Origin of the sequence: Serratia sp. J2, from assembly GCF_046269175.1 — a bacterium.
Classification (GTDB): domain Bacteria; phylum Pseudomonadota; class Gammaproteobacteria; order Enterobacterales; family Enterobacteriaceae; genus Chania; species Chania fonticola_C.
This window is the reverse complement of record NZ_JBKABN010000013.1, coordinates 23,567-39,337: the sequence shown is the minus strand read 5'-3', so window position 1 is coordinate 39,337 and position 15,771 is coordinate 23,567. Positions and strand designations below refer to the sequence as shown.

Genomic DNA, 15,771 nt, shown 5'->3' with positions numbered 1-15,771 from the left:
GTGCTCCATTTACTTGGCAGGTGCGACATCCAAGACCGTGACGTTATAGACCATGGTCGAACCCGGCAAGATATCAGGGGGCAGGCCTTTATCGCCGTAAGCCAAGCTTGGCGGTACGACCATCGTGATACTGCCGTGATTTTGCAGCTTAGAGATTGCCGTTCTGAATATCGGTGGATAGCTGCTCAGTAACTGGGTGACCGAGGTGCCTGCCGCCTGCATATCCTTGACGACTTTACCGTTGATCAGGCTCTCTTTCACCGCCACGCTGATCATGTTGTTTGCGCCGATAGTCCCCTTTCCGGTCTTATCGATCCGGTAAAAGTAGCCTAAAGCCTCTTTTTTCACCTGTTTTTGCTTGGCAAACTGCTCGATGTAACGTGCCCCTGCCTTTTCGGTGTCCAATTTTTGCTGCTGTGCATTACGTTGCACCAACTTTTCGCTGGCATCCAACGCCTTGTCGATCTGCTCCGGTTGCAGCTTGAGTTTGCCCGCGAAGGTATCTTGCACCCCCGCCAGCGCCAGACGGCTGTCCACTTCAACTCCCTGAGCCGCCCGCTGTTTGAGCAAGGCCAACATGTCTTCTGCCAGGGAACTACCGATGGCATAATCACGGATCTCAAGCTCTGACTTCGGTTCTATGATTTCTCGTGGCTGTGTAGCCAACTGTTGCTGCAGCCGGCTGTTTTCCGCCTGTTGCTGTTCGTTGGCGACTTTCAGCATCGTCAGTTGGTTTTGCAGGCTTTCATCCAGCGCAAGCTGCAAGATGGGTTTAGCTTCAGTTTTCGCCGATAACTCAGCCAACGCCTGTTTCGCTTGTTCGGCCTGTTGACGGCTGTCGTTCAACTCTGCCTGCAACGCCTTGTTTTCCTCACTATTATCGGTGTGTGCTTTGGCCAAGGCAGCCAACTGCTTCTGCAACGCCGAGCTCTGTTGGCGGCTTTGGTCCAGCGCCTGCTGTAGCCTACCGTTTTCGTTGGAGTTCTCACCTTTAGCCGTCGCCGCAGCCACCATATCCTGCTGCATCTGCTCCGTCGCTTGCAGATTCTCCTGCAGGGTCTTTTTCAACTGGCTAACCTCGGCGCGAGCATCTGCATCCTGCTGTGCAGCCTGACGAAGTTGCTGCAGCTCTTGGTCACGTTGAGCAAGGGCAGCATTTAACTGTTTGATTTGCGCTTGCAGGGGCGCTGACTCGCGGGTCTTGGTATTGGTGGAGGGTTTACTCACTTTCCTTTCTGCGGGAGGGCTGATCTCATTCAGTTGTGAAGGGCTCAGCAACAACAACGCCGGAGCCTCACTCTCTTGGCTGGTGATCGCTTCCAAGGCCTGGATGGTGCTGGCCCTGTCATCCTTGAGTTGCTCTGCACCCAATGCGCATCCCACTGGCAACGTCAGGCTCAAGGCCAAACCATACTTTAACCCCAACTTCATTTCACGCTCTCCATTTTGCGGATCAGTCCGTTAAGCAAGTCCTGCCCGATCTGTGCACACAGCTGATTGGTTTTATATTTATACAGTGCGTCTACCGTATTTTTGGTCAATGCGTTCACATCACCGCGTACCCCGCTGTAAAACGAGGCGTTGGCCAGCAGGCTGTCAAAATTGGCCTTCCTGACCGCATAGGTCCGAGGACTAACGGTTTGCAACGCGGCAAGATCGCTCTGACACCTGCTTATAGGCGTCGGTTCTGGCGGGGATGGCGGAGTTTCAACGACAACAGGCGTAGGCTCCGCAGTGGGTGTGACAAACGAGGTGACCGGGCGTTCATTCGCGCAGCCAGCCATCAGCAGGACATTGCCGATGATCAGACAGGCAAGCAGTGGCTGCCGGTATCCACGGGTTTTCTGAAGCTGTTTCAAATTTTATTCCTTCCTGACTGGATAATGTCCGTCACCGCTGCCCGTGCGCACGCGGATCGCCTCCATTGGCGGGCAATATTGCTATTGCCCGGTTGGGATGATAAGACAGGTCATACTTGGTGGCAACAGCAACAGGGCAAGTGCCGCGTTAGATCTCCTGCCACTTATCGCAGACACTCCACCAGGAAATGTTTTTCAGCGAGAACGGCTCACTGTCGTTTTTAACCTGCTGTTTGCACATGGCATTACAGTTACAGTGCCCGCAACACCCGGTTCAACAAGGGGCCCAACACCTTGAACGAAGCCGGTGAAACGATATCCACATGCGCACAATCCAGTTCAAACACCTGCAACGCATCGACATATTCCGCCCAGGTCTGCTGCACATCCATGCCAGCTTGCAAGGTGCGCTTGGCCACGAATAGCGTCGCCTGCCCCTGGAAATGCGCCGTATGGGTGTGTGACAACAGCCTGACCGAATCCGCGTAGTTGGCTTCGATATTGTCAAACATCGCGACCCGCGCCTCGCCCAACGCCGGATCGAGCGTATCTTCTGATACCGCCAGGAACTGCTCACGCTCGCGCTGCACTTCTTTAAGCACGTTGTCGTCCAGCATCACATCCCAGTTCTGGGTTTCCGGCGGATAGGTATCCAGCAAGCCAAGGAAAGCCACCTCCTCCCCACGCGCCTGCAAACGAGCTGCGATACCTTGAGCCAACGTTCCCCCCAGGGAATAACCGATAAAGTGATACGGGCCGTGTGGCTGTACCTGTAATACCGTGGCCAGATGCGCATCGCAGACCTGATCCATATCCTCACCCAGTGCCAGAGGACCCTCCGGCCGTGGAGACTGGATACCCACCAACGACCAATGCTGATCGATATAACGCGGCAGCACGCTGAACTGCCAGGAGAAACCGGAAGCCGGGTGCAGGCAGAACAGCGTTGGGCCTTCGGTAACGCGCAGCGGCAGCACGCTGTCGAAACCGCACTGGTCGGCCTCTTCCTGCGTTCGTTCTTCCGCCAGTAGCTGAGCCAGTTGTTCCACTTTCGAAGCGACCATCACCTGGCCAACCGACACCGCTTTACCCAGATCGCGCCGCAACTCGGCGGCCAGGCGCATCGCCAGCAATGAATGCCCACCCAGGGCAAAGAAATCGTCATCGGCAAATACCTGCTCGCGCTGAAGCAAACGAGCGAAAACGGCAGCAATCTCGCTTTCCAACCCGGGTTGCGGCTCACGCCCGGCCTTTCCCCCCCCGGTTTGCGGCTGTGGCAAGGCTTTGCGATCGAGCTTGCCGTTAGCACTAAGCGGCAACTCGGCCATTTCAACCAGGGCGATCGGCACCATATGCGGCGGCAAGCGATCGGCTAGCGCGGCACGTAGGGCTTCGCTATCCAGATGTACGCCGGGCTGTGGGACCAGGTAACCCACCAGTTGCCGGGCATCGCCGCCCATCGTATCGACAACCGTGCCCTCCAATACCAAGGCATGAGCCACCGCCTGACGTACGCCCGGCAATGACAGCAAGGCGTGGTCGATCTCACTGAGTTCTATCCGCTGACCGCGAATTTTCAGCTGATCGTCACTGCGCCCCAGATATTCTACCGAGCCGTCTGGCAGCCAACGGGCAACATCACCGGTGCGATACATCCGGCCACCGTTGCCCTGCGGATCGGCGACGAAGCGGCTGGCGGTAAGGTCCGGCCTGGCCAGATAACCATGAGCCAGTTGCACGCCTGTCAGATAAAGATCGCCAGCTACGCCCGGCGGTACAGGGCGTAAGCGCGCGTCGAGAATGCGTAAACCGGTATTCCACACTGGCAGACCAATAGGGATGTTAGCACCGGTGACAGCAGCGAGGGCGTCACCAAAGGCCGGATGCCAGGTCACATCCACCGCCGCCTCGGTAGGGCCGTAAAGGTTATGCAACGGCACCTGAGTGCGGCTCTGCCACAAGCGGCACAACTCTGCCGATAATGCTTCACCGCTACAGAACACCTGACGCAGTGGCTGGCAATGGGCGATGGCGGTTGTGCTGTCCAAGGCACCGACAAAGGCCGCCAACATCGAAGGAACAAAGTGCATGGTAGTGACTTTATGCCGATCGATCAGCGTTTGCAGTTGTTGAGGATCGCGGTGAGCCTCCGGCGGTGCCATCACTAACTGCGCGCCCACTATCAATGGCCAGAAGAATTCCCACACCGAGACGTCAAAGCTGCACGGCGTTTTTTGCAGCACCACATCATCTGCCGCCAACGGGTACTGATGCTGCATCCACAGTAAACGGTTAACGATGGCCTGATGCCCAACCAACACGCCCTTTGGCCGCCCGGTTGAGCCGGATGTGAAGATGATATAGGCCGGATGATGCGGCGTCGGGCCTTGGATCGCACTCGGTGCAGCGGCGGTGGCTACCAGTGGTGCATCGTATAACAGCACTTCCCCCTGCCCCACAAAACGAGCCTGTTGGGAGGCATCGGTGATAATCAGACGTGGGGCTGCGTCTTCCAGCATCATGCTGAGGCGCTCATCTGGATAGCCGGTATCCAGTGGTAAATAGGCCGCCCCCGCTTCCACAATCGCCATTAACGCCAGCGACAGGAAGACAGAACGCGGCAATGCCACGGCCACGATGTCGCCCGGTTGCACACCCTGATCCACCAAACGCTGGGCCAGAGCGATCACCTGTTCGCGAGTTTCGCGGTAGTTAAACCGATGGTATTCATCTGCCAGCGCCGGGGCATTCGGGGTTTTATTCGCCTGCTCGACCAGCAGACCACTAAGGGTCTGGGCTGCCACCGGATAAGCGGTGTCATTCACCTTGGCCAGCAGTGCGTGATCTTTTTCACTCAGCAAATCGGCTTCGCTCACCGGCAATGTCGGTTGGGCCGCAAACTGCCGCAGCAACAGCGGCAAGCGCTGTAAGTGCTCCGTCAATTCGGCCAACTGATAACGCTCGGCATTGGCCAATAGCTCAATCTTCAGCGTGCCCACCTCGTCGATAAACAAGGCGATTTCCAAATCACGCACCGGGCCAGAAGCCAGATCGTGAGTGATCCCTTTGATACCAGCAAAATCGAGCTGGTAGTCGAACATCTTGAAGTTGAAGACGGTGCCATACAGCGGCTGGCTGTCGCCAATACGCCCCAGATCGCGCTGTACCTGTTCGGCATCATAGCGCTGATGGCGGCGGGCAAACTTCAGTTCACGGCTGATTTGCGCGGCGATATCGGCAAGCGTAGCCTGCGGCGTGACGTGCATCTCCACCGGCAGCACGTTAATCACTGGCCCGGTGGCACAAAGCGCAGCCGAGCCCATGCGGCGCATAAAAATAAACCCGGCGCTGTAGCGGGTTTGCCCTGTCAGACGAGCCACCCACACGGCCACCAGCGCCATCGCCATATCGGCAGCGCTGAGCTGTTGTTGCTGGCCTACGCTGACCAGTGGTGCAAGATCCTGCGCGGCACAGAACTGTGCCAAGCGGTGAATACGCGTCGAGGGTGCCTGCCCGGCCAACGGTTGCGGGCATAGGGTGGCTGGCATGGGCAACTGCCGTGCCTTGTTCAACCAAAAATCGGCATCACGCTGATAACCAGGGGATTGCTGGTATTGCTGATATTCCGCCACCACATCGCTAAAAGGCGTGAACGGCGTCGGTTCCGGCTGCTCATGCTGACATAGGCGGGTATAAATATTGGCGATACGGCGTGCAATGGCGGTAAAGCTGAAGCCATCGACCACCAGATGATGGTAACGCTGATACCAGAACCAGCGATCGTCGGCCAGACGCATCAGGATATGGCGATACAGCGGTTTGCCGCTGCTCACTCGTAATTCAGCACCAAGGTCGATCTGCATCAACGCGTGGGCCGCCGCCTCTGCATCCGCCGAGTCGCTTAAATCAATCCATTCCGGCGCAGCCAACGGCATCGTGGCGTCGTAATACTGCATTGGCACACCATCACGCTCGACGAAACGCAGCCGTAAGGTATCCACTTCAGCCAGGCCCAGTGAGATCGCCTGTAACAGGTGGTCTTTGTCCAGCGGGCCATTCAGCTCGATATAATGAGCAACCGCATAGGCATTGCCGTACGGTGAAATTTGATCGGCAACCCAAATACCGGGCTGCGCGGCCACCAATGGCAACTCAACGGTCACCTGTTGCCCGGTGGGTAAAATAGAGGTTTCTGACACGACGTTCGCTCCTGTTGTCGGTTCTTGCTGCTGCGTCTCCATCACGCCTTACGCAGTGATGCGGACCGCATATCCTGCCAATTCTGTTCTAGCCAGTTGACGCAGTGCTCCCGGGACGCCGGGCCAAAAACGCTGACCCAACCAGTCGGGATGGCGCTGAAATCCGGCCATAGGCTGTAAAACAGCTCTTCATTACGCAGGACGTAGCAAACTTGCTGCTCGTCATCGAACGGGTTTAAGGTTTCCATTACTTGCTCCTTAAGCATGAAGAGGGTTGGCGGACGGCTTCAATGCGGCACGGAGGTTGACCAACTCCGACCAATGCGCTTGTAGACCATCGAGTAAGCCACCACGCCAGCACAGCGCATCGTGCCCGCCCTCCACTAGCCGATATTGCACCTGATGCCCGGTTGCGTTTAACAGGGCCGCCATGCGGTCATTCACCCGGTGGACCAGCTTTTCATGCGCCCCAGCCTCTAAAAACACCTTCAGCTTGCCGCGCGCACCCAACTGCCGCTCTTCTACCTGGCGGATCAACCAGCAGGCATCCTCCGGCACGGTGGGGAGCTGCAACATATCGCGGCGTGGCCACCAGAAAGAGCCCGATTGGCTGATGGTGGCACCAAAATATTCCGGCCAGCGCAGGCCAGCATAGAGCGCCCCCAAGCCCCCAAAGCTTTGCCCTGCAACTACGGTATTGGCAGCCTCACGGCTGTGCGGTGCCCAGTCGGCCAATTGCGGTAATAACTCTTCCTGTAGGGCCAACCAAAACTCATCGTTGCAGGTCAGTTCCCGTGCGCGGTGTTGCTGGTCGATCACGTCGATCAGCAGGTAGACCGCCTCCGGCAGTTGGCCAGTACGCGTCAGTTGCATCAGCGGATCCCAGACCGGCATCTGATTGGCCCAGAATTGGCCGTCCAGCAAAATAGCCAATGGCCGCGCCGCCGGGTTACTTTCACCGGTGGAGTAGATCCAGACGTGGCGGGAGGTTCCCAATCGCTGGCTATGCCAGGTATGCCGTTGCAGTTTGGCTGGAGGTGCAGGCGTACAGCGGCCGCTGGTCACGGCATAGTTGTCAAAGTCCCGCCAGGCCGGCTGTTGAGGAGCCTGTGGCATATGCAGGCCAGAAAGAGTATGCCCCCCGACTCCAGGCCAGGCGCGGTAAGGATTAAGCAGATCGTGAGTTGCGTTGGCAAACACCTGGTGCCACCAGTGGCGAATAGAAAGCATGTTGGCGTGGGGATTATCCCCCTGAGGTTCGAACGGACGATCCTCCATGCAGGGGATAAAACAGTAGCTACCGCGCCAGTCGCCTTGCAGCTCGGTTTGCCAATACCAGACGTCCGACCCAGTGAGGCGTTGCAGGCTCTGAGGAGGAGAAGCTTGATGATGATCGGTGAGGCAATTGATATGGATCCAGACTCGTTGATAAGCCGAGGTCAGTTCACCGCCCTGAGGATCGCGCCACAAGAACGTTACCTTCCATCGCCCATTATCTAGCGGTTCCACCAAAGGGGTGCCACGCCGGGCGATATCCAGCCACCAACCGTGGCTCCCTGCATGCTTGCTCGCCAAAAACGTACTGCTTGCTGGTTGTTGTTCAGTTTTCAAAACGCCCACTCATTGTGTTGTTGGCAAGGCACGCCGTGCGACTCACCGGTTCCCAAATACCAAACGGCATAAGGAATACTATTGATAATTATTTGCATTTGCAATAGTGTATACAAGCTTGAAATAGAGCGGGCATTCTTCAACAGGGATGGATGCCGAATTATTGAGCGGGATCTTGCTGCCAGTCAGCCTGGCCTCTGGGTTTCGTTACTATTTTCGACTACACAATAAAACTACAACAAACCGTTCCGTGACCGGTTGTCACATAGCGCCGCATCAGGAAGGGTTGTTAGGTAGGAACCTCAAAATGAATCGGAAGTTATCTCGTTATTCTTTAGCCACACTCATCGGGTTAGGATTGGGCACATCTGCATTTTCCGTTACGGTCAATGCCGAGCAAACGGCCCCCCCCTCAGACAGCGCCGCGCTGGCTGAGAAAAGCAAAAAAGAATCCGCCTCTGAAGATGTCATCGTCGTCACCGCCGCCAAACAAAACCTTCAAGCTCCCGGCGTTTCCACCATCACTGCCGAAGAAATCAAAAGACGCCCTCCCGCTCGTGATATCAATGAGCTGATCCGTACCATGCCAGGGGTCAACCTGACCGGTAACTCCACCAGCGGCCAGCGGGGCAACAACCGCCAACTCGATATTCGTGGTATGGGGCCAGAAAATACCCTGATCCTGATCGACGGCAAACCGGCCAGCAGCCGTAACTCGGTGCGCCAAGGCTGGCGCGGTGAGCGTGATACCCGTGGCGATACCGCCTGGGTGCCGCCGGAGATGATCGAACGTATCGAAGTGCTGCGTGGCCCAGCGGCTGCCCGCTACGGTAACGGCGCGGCAGGTGGCGTGGTCAACATCATCACCAAAAAAGCTGGCCAGGACCTGCACGGAACACTGAACGGTTATTTCAACGTACCGCAGCATAAGGATGAAGGCGCTACCAAGCGTACCGACTTCAGCCTTTCCGGCCCGTTAAGCGATCAGTTGAGCTTCCGTCTGTTTGGTGGCTACAGCAAAACGCAGGCCGACGCCTGGGATATCAACCAGGGACATCAGTCCGAACGTACCGGCTCCTATGCCAATACTCTGCCTGCCGGTCGTGAAGGGGTGGTCGACAAAAATATCGATGCCTTGCTGAGCTGGGAATTCGCCCACCTGCAGACCTTGGATTTCCAGTACGCCTATGGCCGCCAGGGCAACCTGTACGCCGGGGATACCCAGAACACCAACACCAATGCACTGGTGCAGAGCAACTACGGTAAAGAAACCAACCGTATGTATCGTGAAACCTATGCGGTCAATTATCGTGGCGCATGGGATAACGGCGTTAGCACCAACAACTACGTCCAGTTTGAGCGCACGCGCAATACCCGTTTAGCCGAAGGGTTGGCCGGGGGCCTGGAAGGGATCTTCGCCAGCGACAGTTACAACACCACCCGTCTGGACGATTTCCTGGCCCATAGTGAAGTCAGTATTCCGTTCGATATGTGGGTGCCGCAAACCGCCACGCTGGGTACCGAGTGGAACCAGCAGAAAATGAAAGATCCTTCTTCGACCACCCAGTCGCTGACCGGCACTAATACCGGGGGAGCGATCCCAGGTACCAATAGTACCAACCGCAGTCCGTATTCCTCCGCAGATATCTTCTCGCTGTTTGCCGAAGATAATATTGAACTGACTGATACCACAATGCTGACCCCAGGCCTGCGTTATGATCACCACTCCATGGCCGGTAACAACTGGAGCCCGTCGCTTAACCTGTCACAGGAATTGGGCGATCTGTTTACCCTGAAAATGGGTATCGCTCGCGCCTATAAAGCCCCCAACCTGTTCCAGAGCAACGGCGATTATATTCTCTACAGCAAAGGCCAGGGCTGTGCCGCCAGCTCGACGGGGACCGGCTGCTATCTGATGGGTAATGACGACCTTAAGGCCGAGAACAGCATCAACAAAGAGATCGGGCTGGAATTCCACCATGAAGGTTGGCTGGCCGGCATCACCTACTTCCGTAACGATTACCGCAACAAGATCGAAGCGGGCTATTCGCCAACGGCCTCTAACGCCAGTAAAACCGATATCTATCGCTGGGAGAACGTGCCTAAAGCGGTGATCCAGGGTCTGGAAGGAACGTTGAACGTGCCGGTGAGCGAAACGGTAGCCTGGAACAACAACGCTACCTACATGATTGAGAACGAGAATAAAACTACCGGTGATTACCTGTCGATTATTCCCAAGTTCACCATCAACTCAACCCTGAGCTGGCAGGCCACGCAGGATCTGTCTTTGCAGACCACAGCGACCTGGTATGGCCGTCAAAAGCCGAAGAAATACAACTACCGTGGGGAGCCAACCGCTGGGCCGGAAACTCATGAGGTCAGCCCTTACGCAATCTTTGGCCTGAGCGGCACCTATGCGTTGACTAAAAATGTCAGCGTGACGACGGGAATCGAGAACCTGTTCGACAAACGCCAGTTCCGTTCCGGTAACTCGCAAAACGTAGGTAACCCAGTCACCGGGGCAGTCAATATCTATGGTGCCGGGGCGGCAACCTATAACGAACCGGGTCGGACTTACTTTATGAGCCTGAACACCCAGTTCTAAATGTGTGCTACCAAGTCAATCTCAGCGCGGCGCTTATGCCGCGCTTTTTTTTGCCGTTTTCCTCAATCATCCCGATCCCGCTGCTGCCCATTTCGGGTTAGAGTAGCGGTGACAAAGGAGAAATGATGGATCCACAGCAACAAATTATTGATTGGTTACGCCAAGATAGTGAACGTATGCAGGCATTGGCGACCGCCCGGCGGCTCGGGCTGAACGATTGGTGCCTGGGTGCGGGCTTCGTGCGTAATCTGGTGTGGGACCGGCAGCATGGTTTTACGGCCAGCACGCCGCTTAATGATATCGATGTGATCCATTTTGATTCGCGCCATAGCGATGCCGAGCGCGACCAAATGTTGGAGTCGCGCCTGTTGGAGTGGTCAGCACAACCCTGGTCGGTTAAGAATCAGGCGCGTATGCACCTGCGTAGTCACCGCGCGCCCTATCGCGACAGCGAAGACGCCATCAGTTATTGGACGGAGATCGAAACCGCCGTGGGTGCCCGATTGCAGGCCGATGGCAGCATCCAGCTCGTTGCCCCTTTTGGCCTACAGGCGCTGTTCAATCACAGCATCACCTTCAATCCCAAGAGCAACAACCTGGCCGCTTTCGAGCAGCGCGTAGTGGAGAAACAGTGGCTCGAACTCTGGCCACGGCTAAAGCTGATGCCAAGGTAAAGTTTTGCCGCGATTTGCCGATACCTTTGGCAAGCTGCCTGGGAGGATCGCATGTCGACCAACATTACCATGATTGTGCCCATCAAGAACCCGATTGCCGGAGTCCGCGAGGTATTCACCGCCACGGGTAAAGGCGGGGCTGCACTGATGTCGGCACCGGTTAACAATGTCCCTGAAGGGGAGAAATCCAAGAAAACTGATAATGATGCGCCAGTAACCCCAAAAGATAGCAGCGCGGCGTCACGTATTGCAGCGCTGTATAAGCAGATCCAGAACCTGCAGCAAAAACTGATCGAACTGAAAGACTCGGGTGGCGACACTCAAGAGATCGAACAGCAAAAACAGCTGATCATGAGCCAGATTGAAATGCTCCAGGCTGAGATCGCGCGCATTCAGAAACAAGAAATGGAAAAACAGCAGCAAGAGCAGATGGCCAAAGCCATGAGCGGTGATGGGGTTAACCGCCCGACCGACGCCAACGCCGTGGACGTTTATATCTAGACGATAAAGGGGCGCAACATGGCGTTACGCCCATCGACTCAGCTTTTCTTCAGGGGTTTGATCAGGTGATCCAACCCTTCAATTTTAATCGCCAACGTCATTTCCATCAGCATTCCCAGTCTGCCGTTGGGGAATTCGCCCTTACGGGCGAACCACAGCAGATACTCTTCCGGCAGGTCAATCAGCACCCTGCCCTGGTATTTGCCAAAAGGCATCACGGTGTTGGCGATTTCAATCAGGTTCTCTTTTTCCATCAGGCCCCCAGCAGGCGGATCATCTCTGCCTCGTCGATCACCTCGATCCCCAGTTCCTGTGCCTTGACCAGCTTGGAGCCAGCAGCTTCACCGGCGATCACCAGATCGGTTTTCTTGGATACGCTGCCACTGACCTTGGCCCCCAGCGCCGTCAGCCGATCTTTGGCTTCATCACGGGAAAGCTGGCTGAGAGAACCGGTCAGCACCACGGTTTTACCGGCAAACGGGCTGTCGATCTCTTCAGCTACCACCACGATCGGAGCAGGCCAGTTAATGCCGATTTCTGGACTAATCAGCTCGGCGATCACCTGTTGGTTATGGGCTTCGGCAAAGAAGTTCACCACGTGGCTGGCTACCACTTCGCCCACGTCCGGGACCTGTTTCAACGTATCCAGGTCGGCCTCTTGCAGCTTCTCCAACGAGCCAAAGTGCGCTGCCAGACCGGCTGCTGTAGCCTCACCCACTTCCCTAATACCCAACGCATACAGGAAGCGCGCAAAGGTAGTTTGTTTGGCGGTGGTCAAGGCGTTGACCAGATTCTGTGCCGATTTTGGCCCCATGCGATCCAGCCCGGTGAGAAGACCGGCGGAAAGACGGAACAGATCGGCTGGCGTTTTGACATATTCCTTATCGACCAGTTGTTCGATAATTTTATCGCCCATGCCGTCAACGTCCATCGCCCGGCGGGAAACGAAGTGCTTCAGCGCCTCTTTACGTTGGGCACCGCAGATCAGCCCGCCGGTGCAGCGCGCAATGGCTTCGCCTTCCACTCGTTCCACATCGGAACCGCACACCGGGCAATGCTGTGGGAATACCACTTCACGCGCGTCCTGCGGGCGACGATCTTCGATCACCCCGACCACTTTCGGGATCACATCCCCGGCACGGCGCACGATCACCGTATCGCCGATGCGCAGGCCAAGGCGTTCGATTTCATCGGCATTATGCAGCGTGGCATTGCTGACTATCACCCCGGCCACCAATACTGGCTCAAGACGTGCGACCGGCGTAATCGCACCGGTACGCCCGACCTGGAATTCCACTTCACGCACCACGGTGAGCTGCTCTTGCGCCGGGAACTTGAATGCCGTAGCCCAGCGCGGTGCACGAGCAACAAAGCCCAGAGATTCTTGCAGATCGATATCGTCGATCTTCACCACCACGCCGTCGATATCAAAGCCAAGATTGATGCGGTCCTGTTCTACCTGACGATAAAACGCCAGCACCTCATCGCTACCGGTACAGAGCTTAACGCGATCGCTCACCGGCAAGCCCCAGGCTTTAAACTGCATCAAGCGTTGCCAATGGCTGCGTGGCAATTCGCCCCCTTCCAGCAGGCCAACACCGTAGCAGAAGAAGGTCAGCGGGCGCTTGGCAGTGATACGCGGATCAAGCTGACGCAACGAGCCCGCCGCCGCGTTACGCGGGTTGGCGAAGATTTTGCCGTCTTTGCGGCGCGCCTCTTCGTTCATCTGCTCAAAGCCGGCATGCGGCATAAAGACTTCGCCACGCACTTCCACCCTGCGCGGAATATTGTCGCCAGTCAGGCGCAGCGGGATGGCGCGGATAGTGCGCACATTAGAGGTGATATTTTCCCCGGTGGTGCCATCACCACGCGTGGAGGCACGCACCAGCTCGCCATCTTCATACAGTAGGCTGACGGCCAACCCGTCCAGCTTCAGCTCACAGCAGAAGGTCAGCGGCTCGCTGCTTTTGAGGCGATCCTGCACGCGCTTGTAAAACGCCAGATAGCTTTCTTCATCAAAGACGTTGTCCAACGACAGCATCGGCACTTCATGCCGCACCTGATCAAACGCCGCCAAAGGGGCGGCCCCGACGCGCTGCGTCGGCGAATCGGCGGTGATCAGCTCAGGATGGGCCTCTTCCAGCTCACGCAGCTCACGCATCAGGCGATCGTATTCCGCATCCGGGATCTCCGGCGCATCGAGTACGTGATACTGATATTCGTGATGGCGCAATGAGGTGCGTAGTTGATTGATTGTTTCGTTAATCGATGCCATGGCTCACCATCAAAGATAAAAAACCCCCGGCTGGCGGGGGTTCTGGATTACGGATTATGCAGTGCGCAGGCAACCGGTCAGGCGTTGTTTTCCAACACTTCGCGGATACGTGCTTTATAGGTTTCCAGCTTTTGCGGGGTCATCATGCGGCGCTCATCGTCAAGCACCACGCCACCCACATCGTCGGCAATACGTTGTGCCGATTGCAGCATCAGCTTGAAGTTCTGATTAGCGTCGCCGTAAGACGGCACCATCATAAACATCGAGACGCCCTGCGTGGAGAAATCGGACATCATTTCCGGATCGAATGAGCCAGGCTTGACCATATTGGCCAGGCTGAACAGCACGGGACCACTACCTGCCGGGCTGATATGGCGATGGAAGATATTCATCTGGCCAAATTGGAAACCCGCCTGCAACACGCTCTGCAGCAAGACTTCCCCCCCGATAACGCCACCTTGATGAGCAGCGACGTGCAGCACCAATACGGTTTCCTGCAATTTTGCCGGTTTCAACGATTCCGGCGCGGGCTGCGGTTCAGGCACAGGCTCTGCATGTTGGAAAGCAGGCTCTGGCGCAGGAGCGGTAGCCGGAGGCATATCGTCAACGCGCGGCTCACGACGCACAACAGGTTGCTGCGGCTCTTCGTCCTCGTCCTGGGCATAGTTATCCAGCAGGATGTCATCATACTCCGGCCGCTGAGAAAGCGGCGCGGGCTGGGCTGGCCGAGACGCAGGTTGAGCTGCTGGAGCTGGCCTTGGTGCAATTACCGGCTCTTCGCGTGCGACATCGATATGGCCCATTGATGGCTCATCCTCAACTTCAGCGCGAGTGGCACGGATACGTACCTCTCCCACGCTTTCGGCAGGATCATCAAGTGGAGTAGGTTCACGCTCGTTTTTCGAGCGTTTGGCTGGGCGATCGCGAAAAAGGGACGAGCGTTCCTTACGGCTGGTCCAAAGACCATGTAATAACAACGCTATTATGGCGATCGCGCCAACAACGATTAATATCAGACGCAAATCCTGCATCATTGCTATCTCTGTTGTTCCAAGACATTGCCACCGCGGCAAACATTCACTCTTTAACTCTATTTGCCCGCAGGCACAAGTGCAAGTCCGTGCTGAACTTTATGCCAATAAAGATGATTATCCGGCATTTTTTTGCTGTTTTTTCAGCCAATGTGGCTCTAGCCAGTGGAAAATCAACCCTATATGATAGGTTAGCCTGTTTAGCCAAAGAGAAAATCTTAAGATATGTCCTATGTTCCTCCCCCTGTCGGACCCACCAACGGCTTCCATTATTTTGCCCAAGGATGGCGCCTGATTTCGCGCCCGGGTATTAAACGCTATGTCGTCTTGCCGTTGCTGGTGAACGTGCTGCTGATGGGTTCTGCCTTCTGGTGGCTGTTCAGCCAACTGGGCGACTGGATCCCGAGCATGATGAGCCATGTGCCAAGCTGGCTACAGTGGCTGAGTTATTTACTCTGGCCGATGGCGGTCATTTCCGTGCTGTTGGTGTTCAGTTACCTGTTCAGCACCATCACCAACCTGATCGCCGCCCCGTTTTGCGGACTGTTGGCGGAACAGCTCGAAGGCAGCCTGACTGGCAAACCGTTGCCGGATACCGGTATGCTCGGCGTGGTCAAAGATCTGCCGCGCATCATGTCCCGTGAATGGCGCAAACTGATGTATTACCTGCCGCGCGCGCTGGGCCTGCTGTTACTCTATTTTATACCGGGCATCGGCCAAACGTTGGCACCGGTGCTGTGGTTCCTGTTCAGCGCCTGGATGCTGGCCATTCAATACTGCGATTATCCATTTGATAACCACAAGGTCAGCTTCGCCGAGATGCGCCAGGCGTTGCGCCAGCACAAAACCGACAACCTGCAGTTTGGCGCGTTGGTCAGCCTGTTCACCATGATCCCCATCCTCAATCTGGTGATCCTGCCGGTGGCGGTCTGCGGTGCCACGGCGATGTGGGTAGACCGTTATCGTGCACAATTTGTTCGTCACTAACGGCTTTATTTGAGGGCGCTTCTTGCGCC

At 56.3% G+C, this 15,771-nt stretch carries 12 protein-coding genes; 4 read left to right on the top strand and 8 right to left on the bottom strand.

Going from position 1 to position 15,771, the window contains the following annotated elements; translation table 11 throughout:
* Nucleotides 1–9: 9 nt before the first annotated feature.
* The 5 genes from ACKWMY_RS14660 to fes form a co-directional block, all read right to left on the bottom strand.
* Nucleotides 10–1,431 (bottom strand): FKBP-type peptidyl-prolyl cis-trans isomerase N-terminal domain-containing protein, encoded by a 1,422-nt coding sequence (locus ACKWMY_RS14660; RefSeq protein WP_024527134.1) that lies wholly within the window; start codon nt 1,429–1,431, stop codon nt 10–12.
* A complete protein-coding gene (locus ACKWMY_RS14655; RefSeq protein ID WP_065682998.1) occupies nt 1,428–1,859 on the bottom strand; it encodes a hypothetical protein in 432 nt (143 codons plus the stop codon). The genes ACKWMY_RS14660 and ACKWMY_RS14655 overlap by 4 nt, the downstream gene beginning before the upstream one ends.
* A gap of 251 nt (nt 1,860–2,110) precedes the next feature.
* The gene (locus ACKWMY_RS14650; protein ID WP_409486503.1) at nt 2,111–6,058 is read right to left on the bottom strand and encodes an enterobactin synthase subunit F; all 3,948 of its coding nucleotides are present in this window, start codon (nt 6,056–6,058) and stop codon (nt 2,111–2,113) included.
* 41 nt (nt 6,059–6,099) lie between these two features.
* Nucleotides 6,100–6,306: an MbtH family protein gene (locus ACKWMY_RS14645; RefSeq protein ID WP_024527131.1), complete on the bottom strand. Its 207-nt coding sequence runs from the start codon at nt 6,304–6,306 to the stop codon at nt 6,100–6,102.
* Nucleotides 6,307–6,316: 10 nt separating this feature from the next.
* Complete coding sequence (gene fes, locus ACKWMY_RS14640; RefSeq protein WP_308872580.1) at nt 6,317–7,669, bottom strand: enterochelin esterase; 1,353 nt, start codon at nt 7,667–7,669, stop codon at nt 6,317–6,319.
* A gap of 307 nt (nt 7,670–7,976) precedes the next feature.
* Here fes and ACKWMY_RS14635 point away from each other — a divergent pair, with 307 nt between their 5' ends.
* The 3 genes from ACKWMY_RS14635 to ACKWMY_RS14625 all read left to right on the top strand — a co-directional run bounded on the left by ACKWMY_RS14635 (nt 7,977) and on the right by ACKWMY_RS14625 (nt 11,449).
* The gene (locus ACKWMY_RS14635) at nt 7,977–10,274 is read left to right on the top strand and encodes a TonB-dependent siderophore receptor (RefSeq protein ID WP_409486502.1); all 2,298 of its coding nucleotides are present in this window, start codon (nt 7,977–7,979) and stop codon (nt 10,272–10,274) included.
* 125 nt (nt 10,275–10,399) lie between these two features.
* Nucleotides 10,400–10,948 carry a nucleotidyltransferase family protein gene (locus tag ACKWMY_RS14630; RefSeq protein ID WP_309048503.1) on the top strand — a complete coding sequence of 183 codons (549 nt, stop codon included), beginning with the start codon at nt 10,400–10,402 and terminating at the stop codon, nt 10,946–10,948.
* Between the two features lie 51 nt (nt 10,949–10,999).
* The gene (locus tag ACKWMY_RS14625; RefSeq protein WP_024527127.1) at nt 11,000–11,449 is read left to right on the top strand and encodes a FlxA-like family protein; all 450 of its coding nucleotides are present in this window, start codon (nt 11,000–11,002) and stop codon (nt 11,447–11,449) included.
* A gap of 38 nt (nt 11,450–11,487) precedes the next feature.
* Here ACKWMY_RS14625 and ACKWMY_RS14620 read toward each other — a convergent pair whose 3' ends face one another.
* The 3 genes from ACKWMY_RS14620 to zipA all read right to left on the bottom strand — a co-directional run bounded on the left by ACKWMY_RS14620 (nt 11,488) and on the right by zipA (nt 14,758).
* A complete protein-coding gene (locus tag ACKWMY_RS14620; protein WP_021178683.1) occupies nt 11,488–11,703 on the bottom strand; it encodes a DUF3820 family protein in 216 nt (71 codons plus the stop codon).
* Nucleotides 11,703–13,724 carry an NAD-dependent DNA ligase LigA gene (gene ligA / locus ACKWMY_RS14615; RefSeq protein ID WP_261161716.1) on the bottom strand — a complete coding sequence of 674 codons (2,022 nt, stop codon included), beginning with the start codon at nt 13,722–13,724 and terminating at the stop codon, nt 11,703–11,705. Before ligA ends, ACKWMY_RS14620 begins: the two co-directional genes overlap by 1 nt.
* Nucleotides 13,725–13,801: 77 nt before the next feature.
* Entirely contained in the window at nt 13,802–14,758 is a 957-nt protein-coding gene (zipA, locus tag ACKWMY_RS14610) for a cell division protein ZipA (protein ID WP_024527125.1), read from the bottom strand.
* 222 nt (nt 14,759–14,980) lie between these two features.
* Here zipA and cysZ point away from each other — a divergent pair, with 222 nt between their 5' ends.
* Nucleotides 14,981–15,742, top strand: coding sequence for a sulfate transporter CysZ (gene cysZ, locus ACKWMY_RS14605; RefSeq protein WP_024527124.1), 762 nt, complete (start codon nt 14,981–14,983; stop codon nt 15,740–15,742).
* Nucleotides 15,743–15,771 lie beyond the last annotated feature (29 nt).

What these genes read in the sequence shown, in the direction of transcription:
- ACKWMY_RS14660 (WP_024527134.1), bottom strand. Translation starts at nt 1,431, where the DNA reads ATGAAGTTGGGGTTAAAGTATGGTTTGGCCTTGAGCCTGACGTTGCCA.
- ACKWMY_RS14645 (WP_024527131.1), bottom strand. Translation starts at nt 6,306, where the DNA reads ATGGAAACCTTAAACCCGTTCGATGACGAGCAGCAAGTTTGCTACGTC.
- ACKWMY_RS14635 (WP_409486502.1), top strand. Translation starts at nt 7,977, where the DNA reads ATGAATCGGAAGTTATCTCGTTATTCTTTAGCCACACTCATCGGGTTA.
- ACKWMY_RS14630 (WP_309048503.1), top strand. Translation starts at nt 10,400, where the DNA reads ATGGATCCACAGCAACAAATTATTGATTGGTTACGCCAAGATAGTGAA.
- ACKWMY_RS14625 (WP_024527127.1), top strand. Translation starts at nt 11,000, where the DNA reads ATGTCGACCAACATTACCATGATTGTGCCCATCAAGAACCCGATTGCC.
- ACKWMY_RS14620 (WP_021178683.1), bottom strand. Translation starts at nt 11,703, where the DNA reads ATGGAAAAAGAGAACCTGATTGAAATCGCCAACACCGTGATGCCTTTT.
- ligA (WP_261161716.1), bottom strand. Translation starts at nt 13,724, where the DNA reads ATGGCATCGATTAACGAAACAATCAATCAACTACGCACCTCATTGCGC.
- zipA (WP_024527125.1), bottom strand. Translation starts at nt 14,758, where the DNA reads ATGATGCAGGATTTGCGTCTGATATTAATCGTTGTTGGCGCGATCGCC.
- cysZ (WP_024527124.1), top strand. Translation starts at nt 14,981, where the DNA reads ATGTCCTATGTTCCTCCCCCTGTCGGACCCACCAACGGCTTCCATTAT.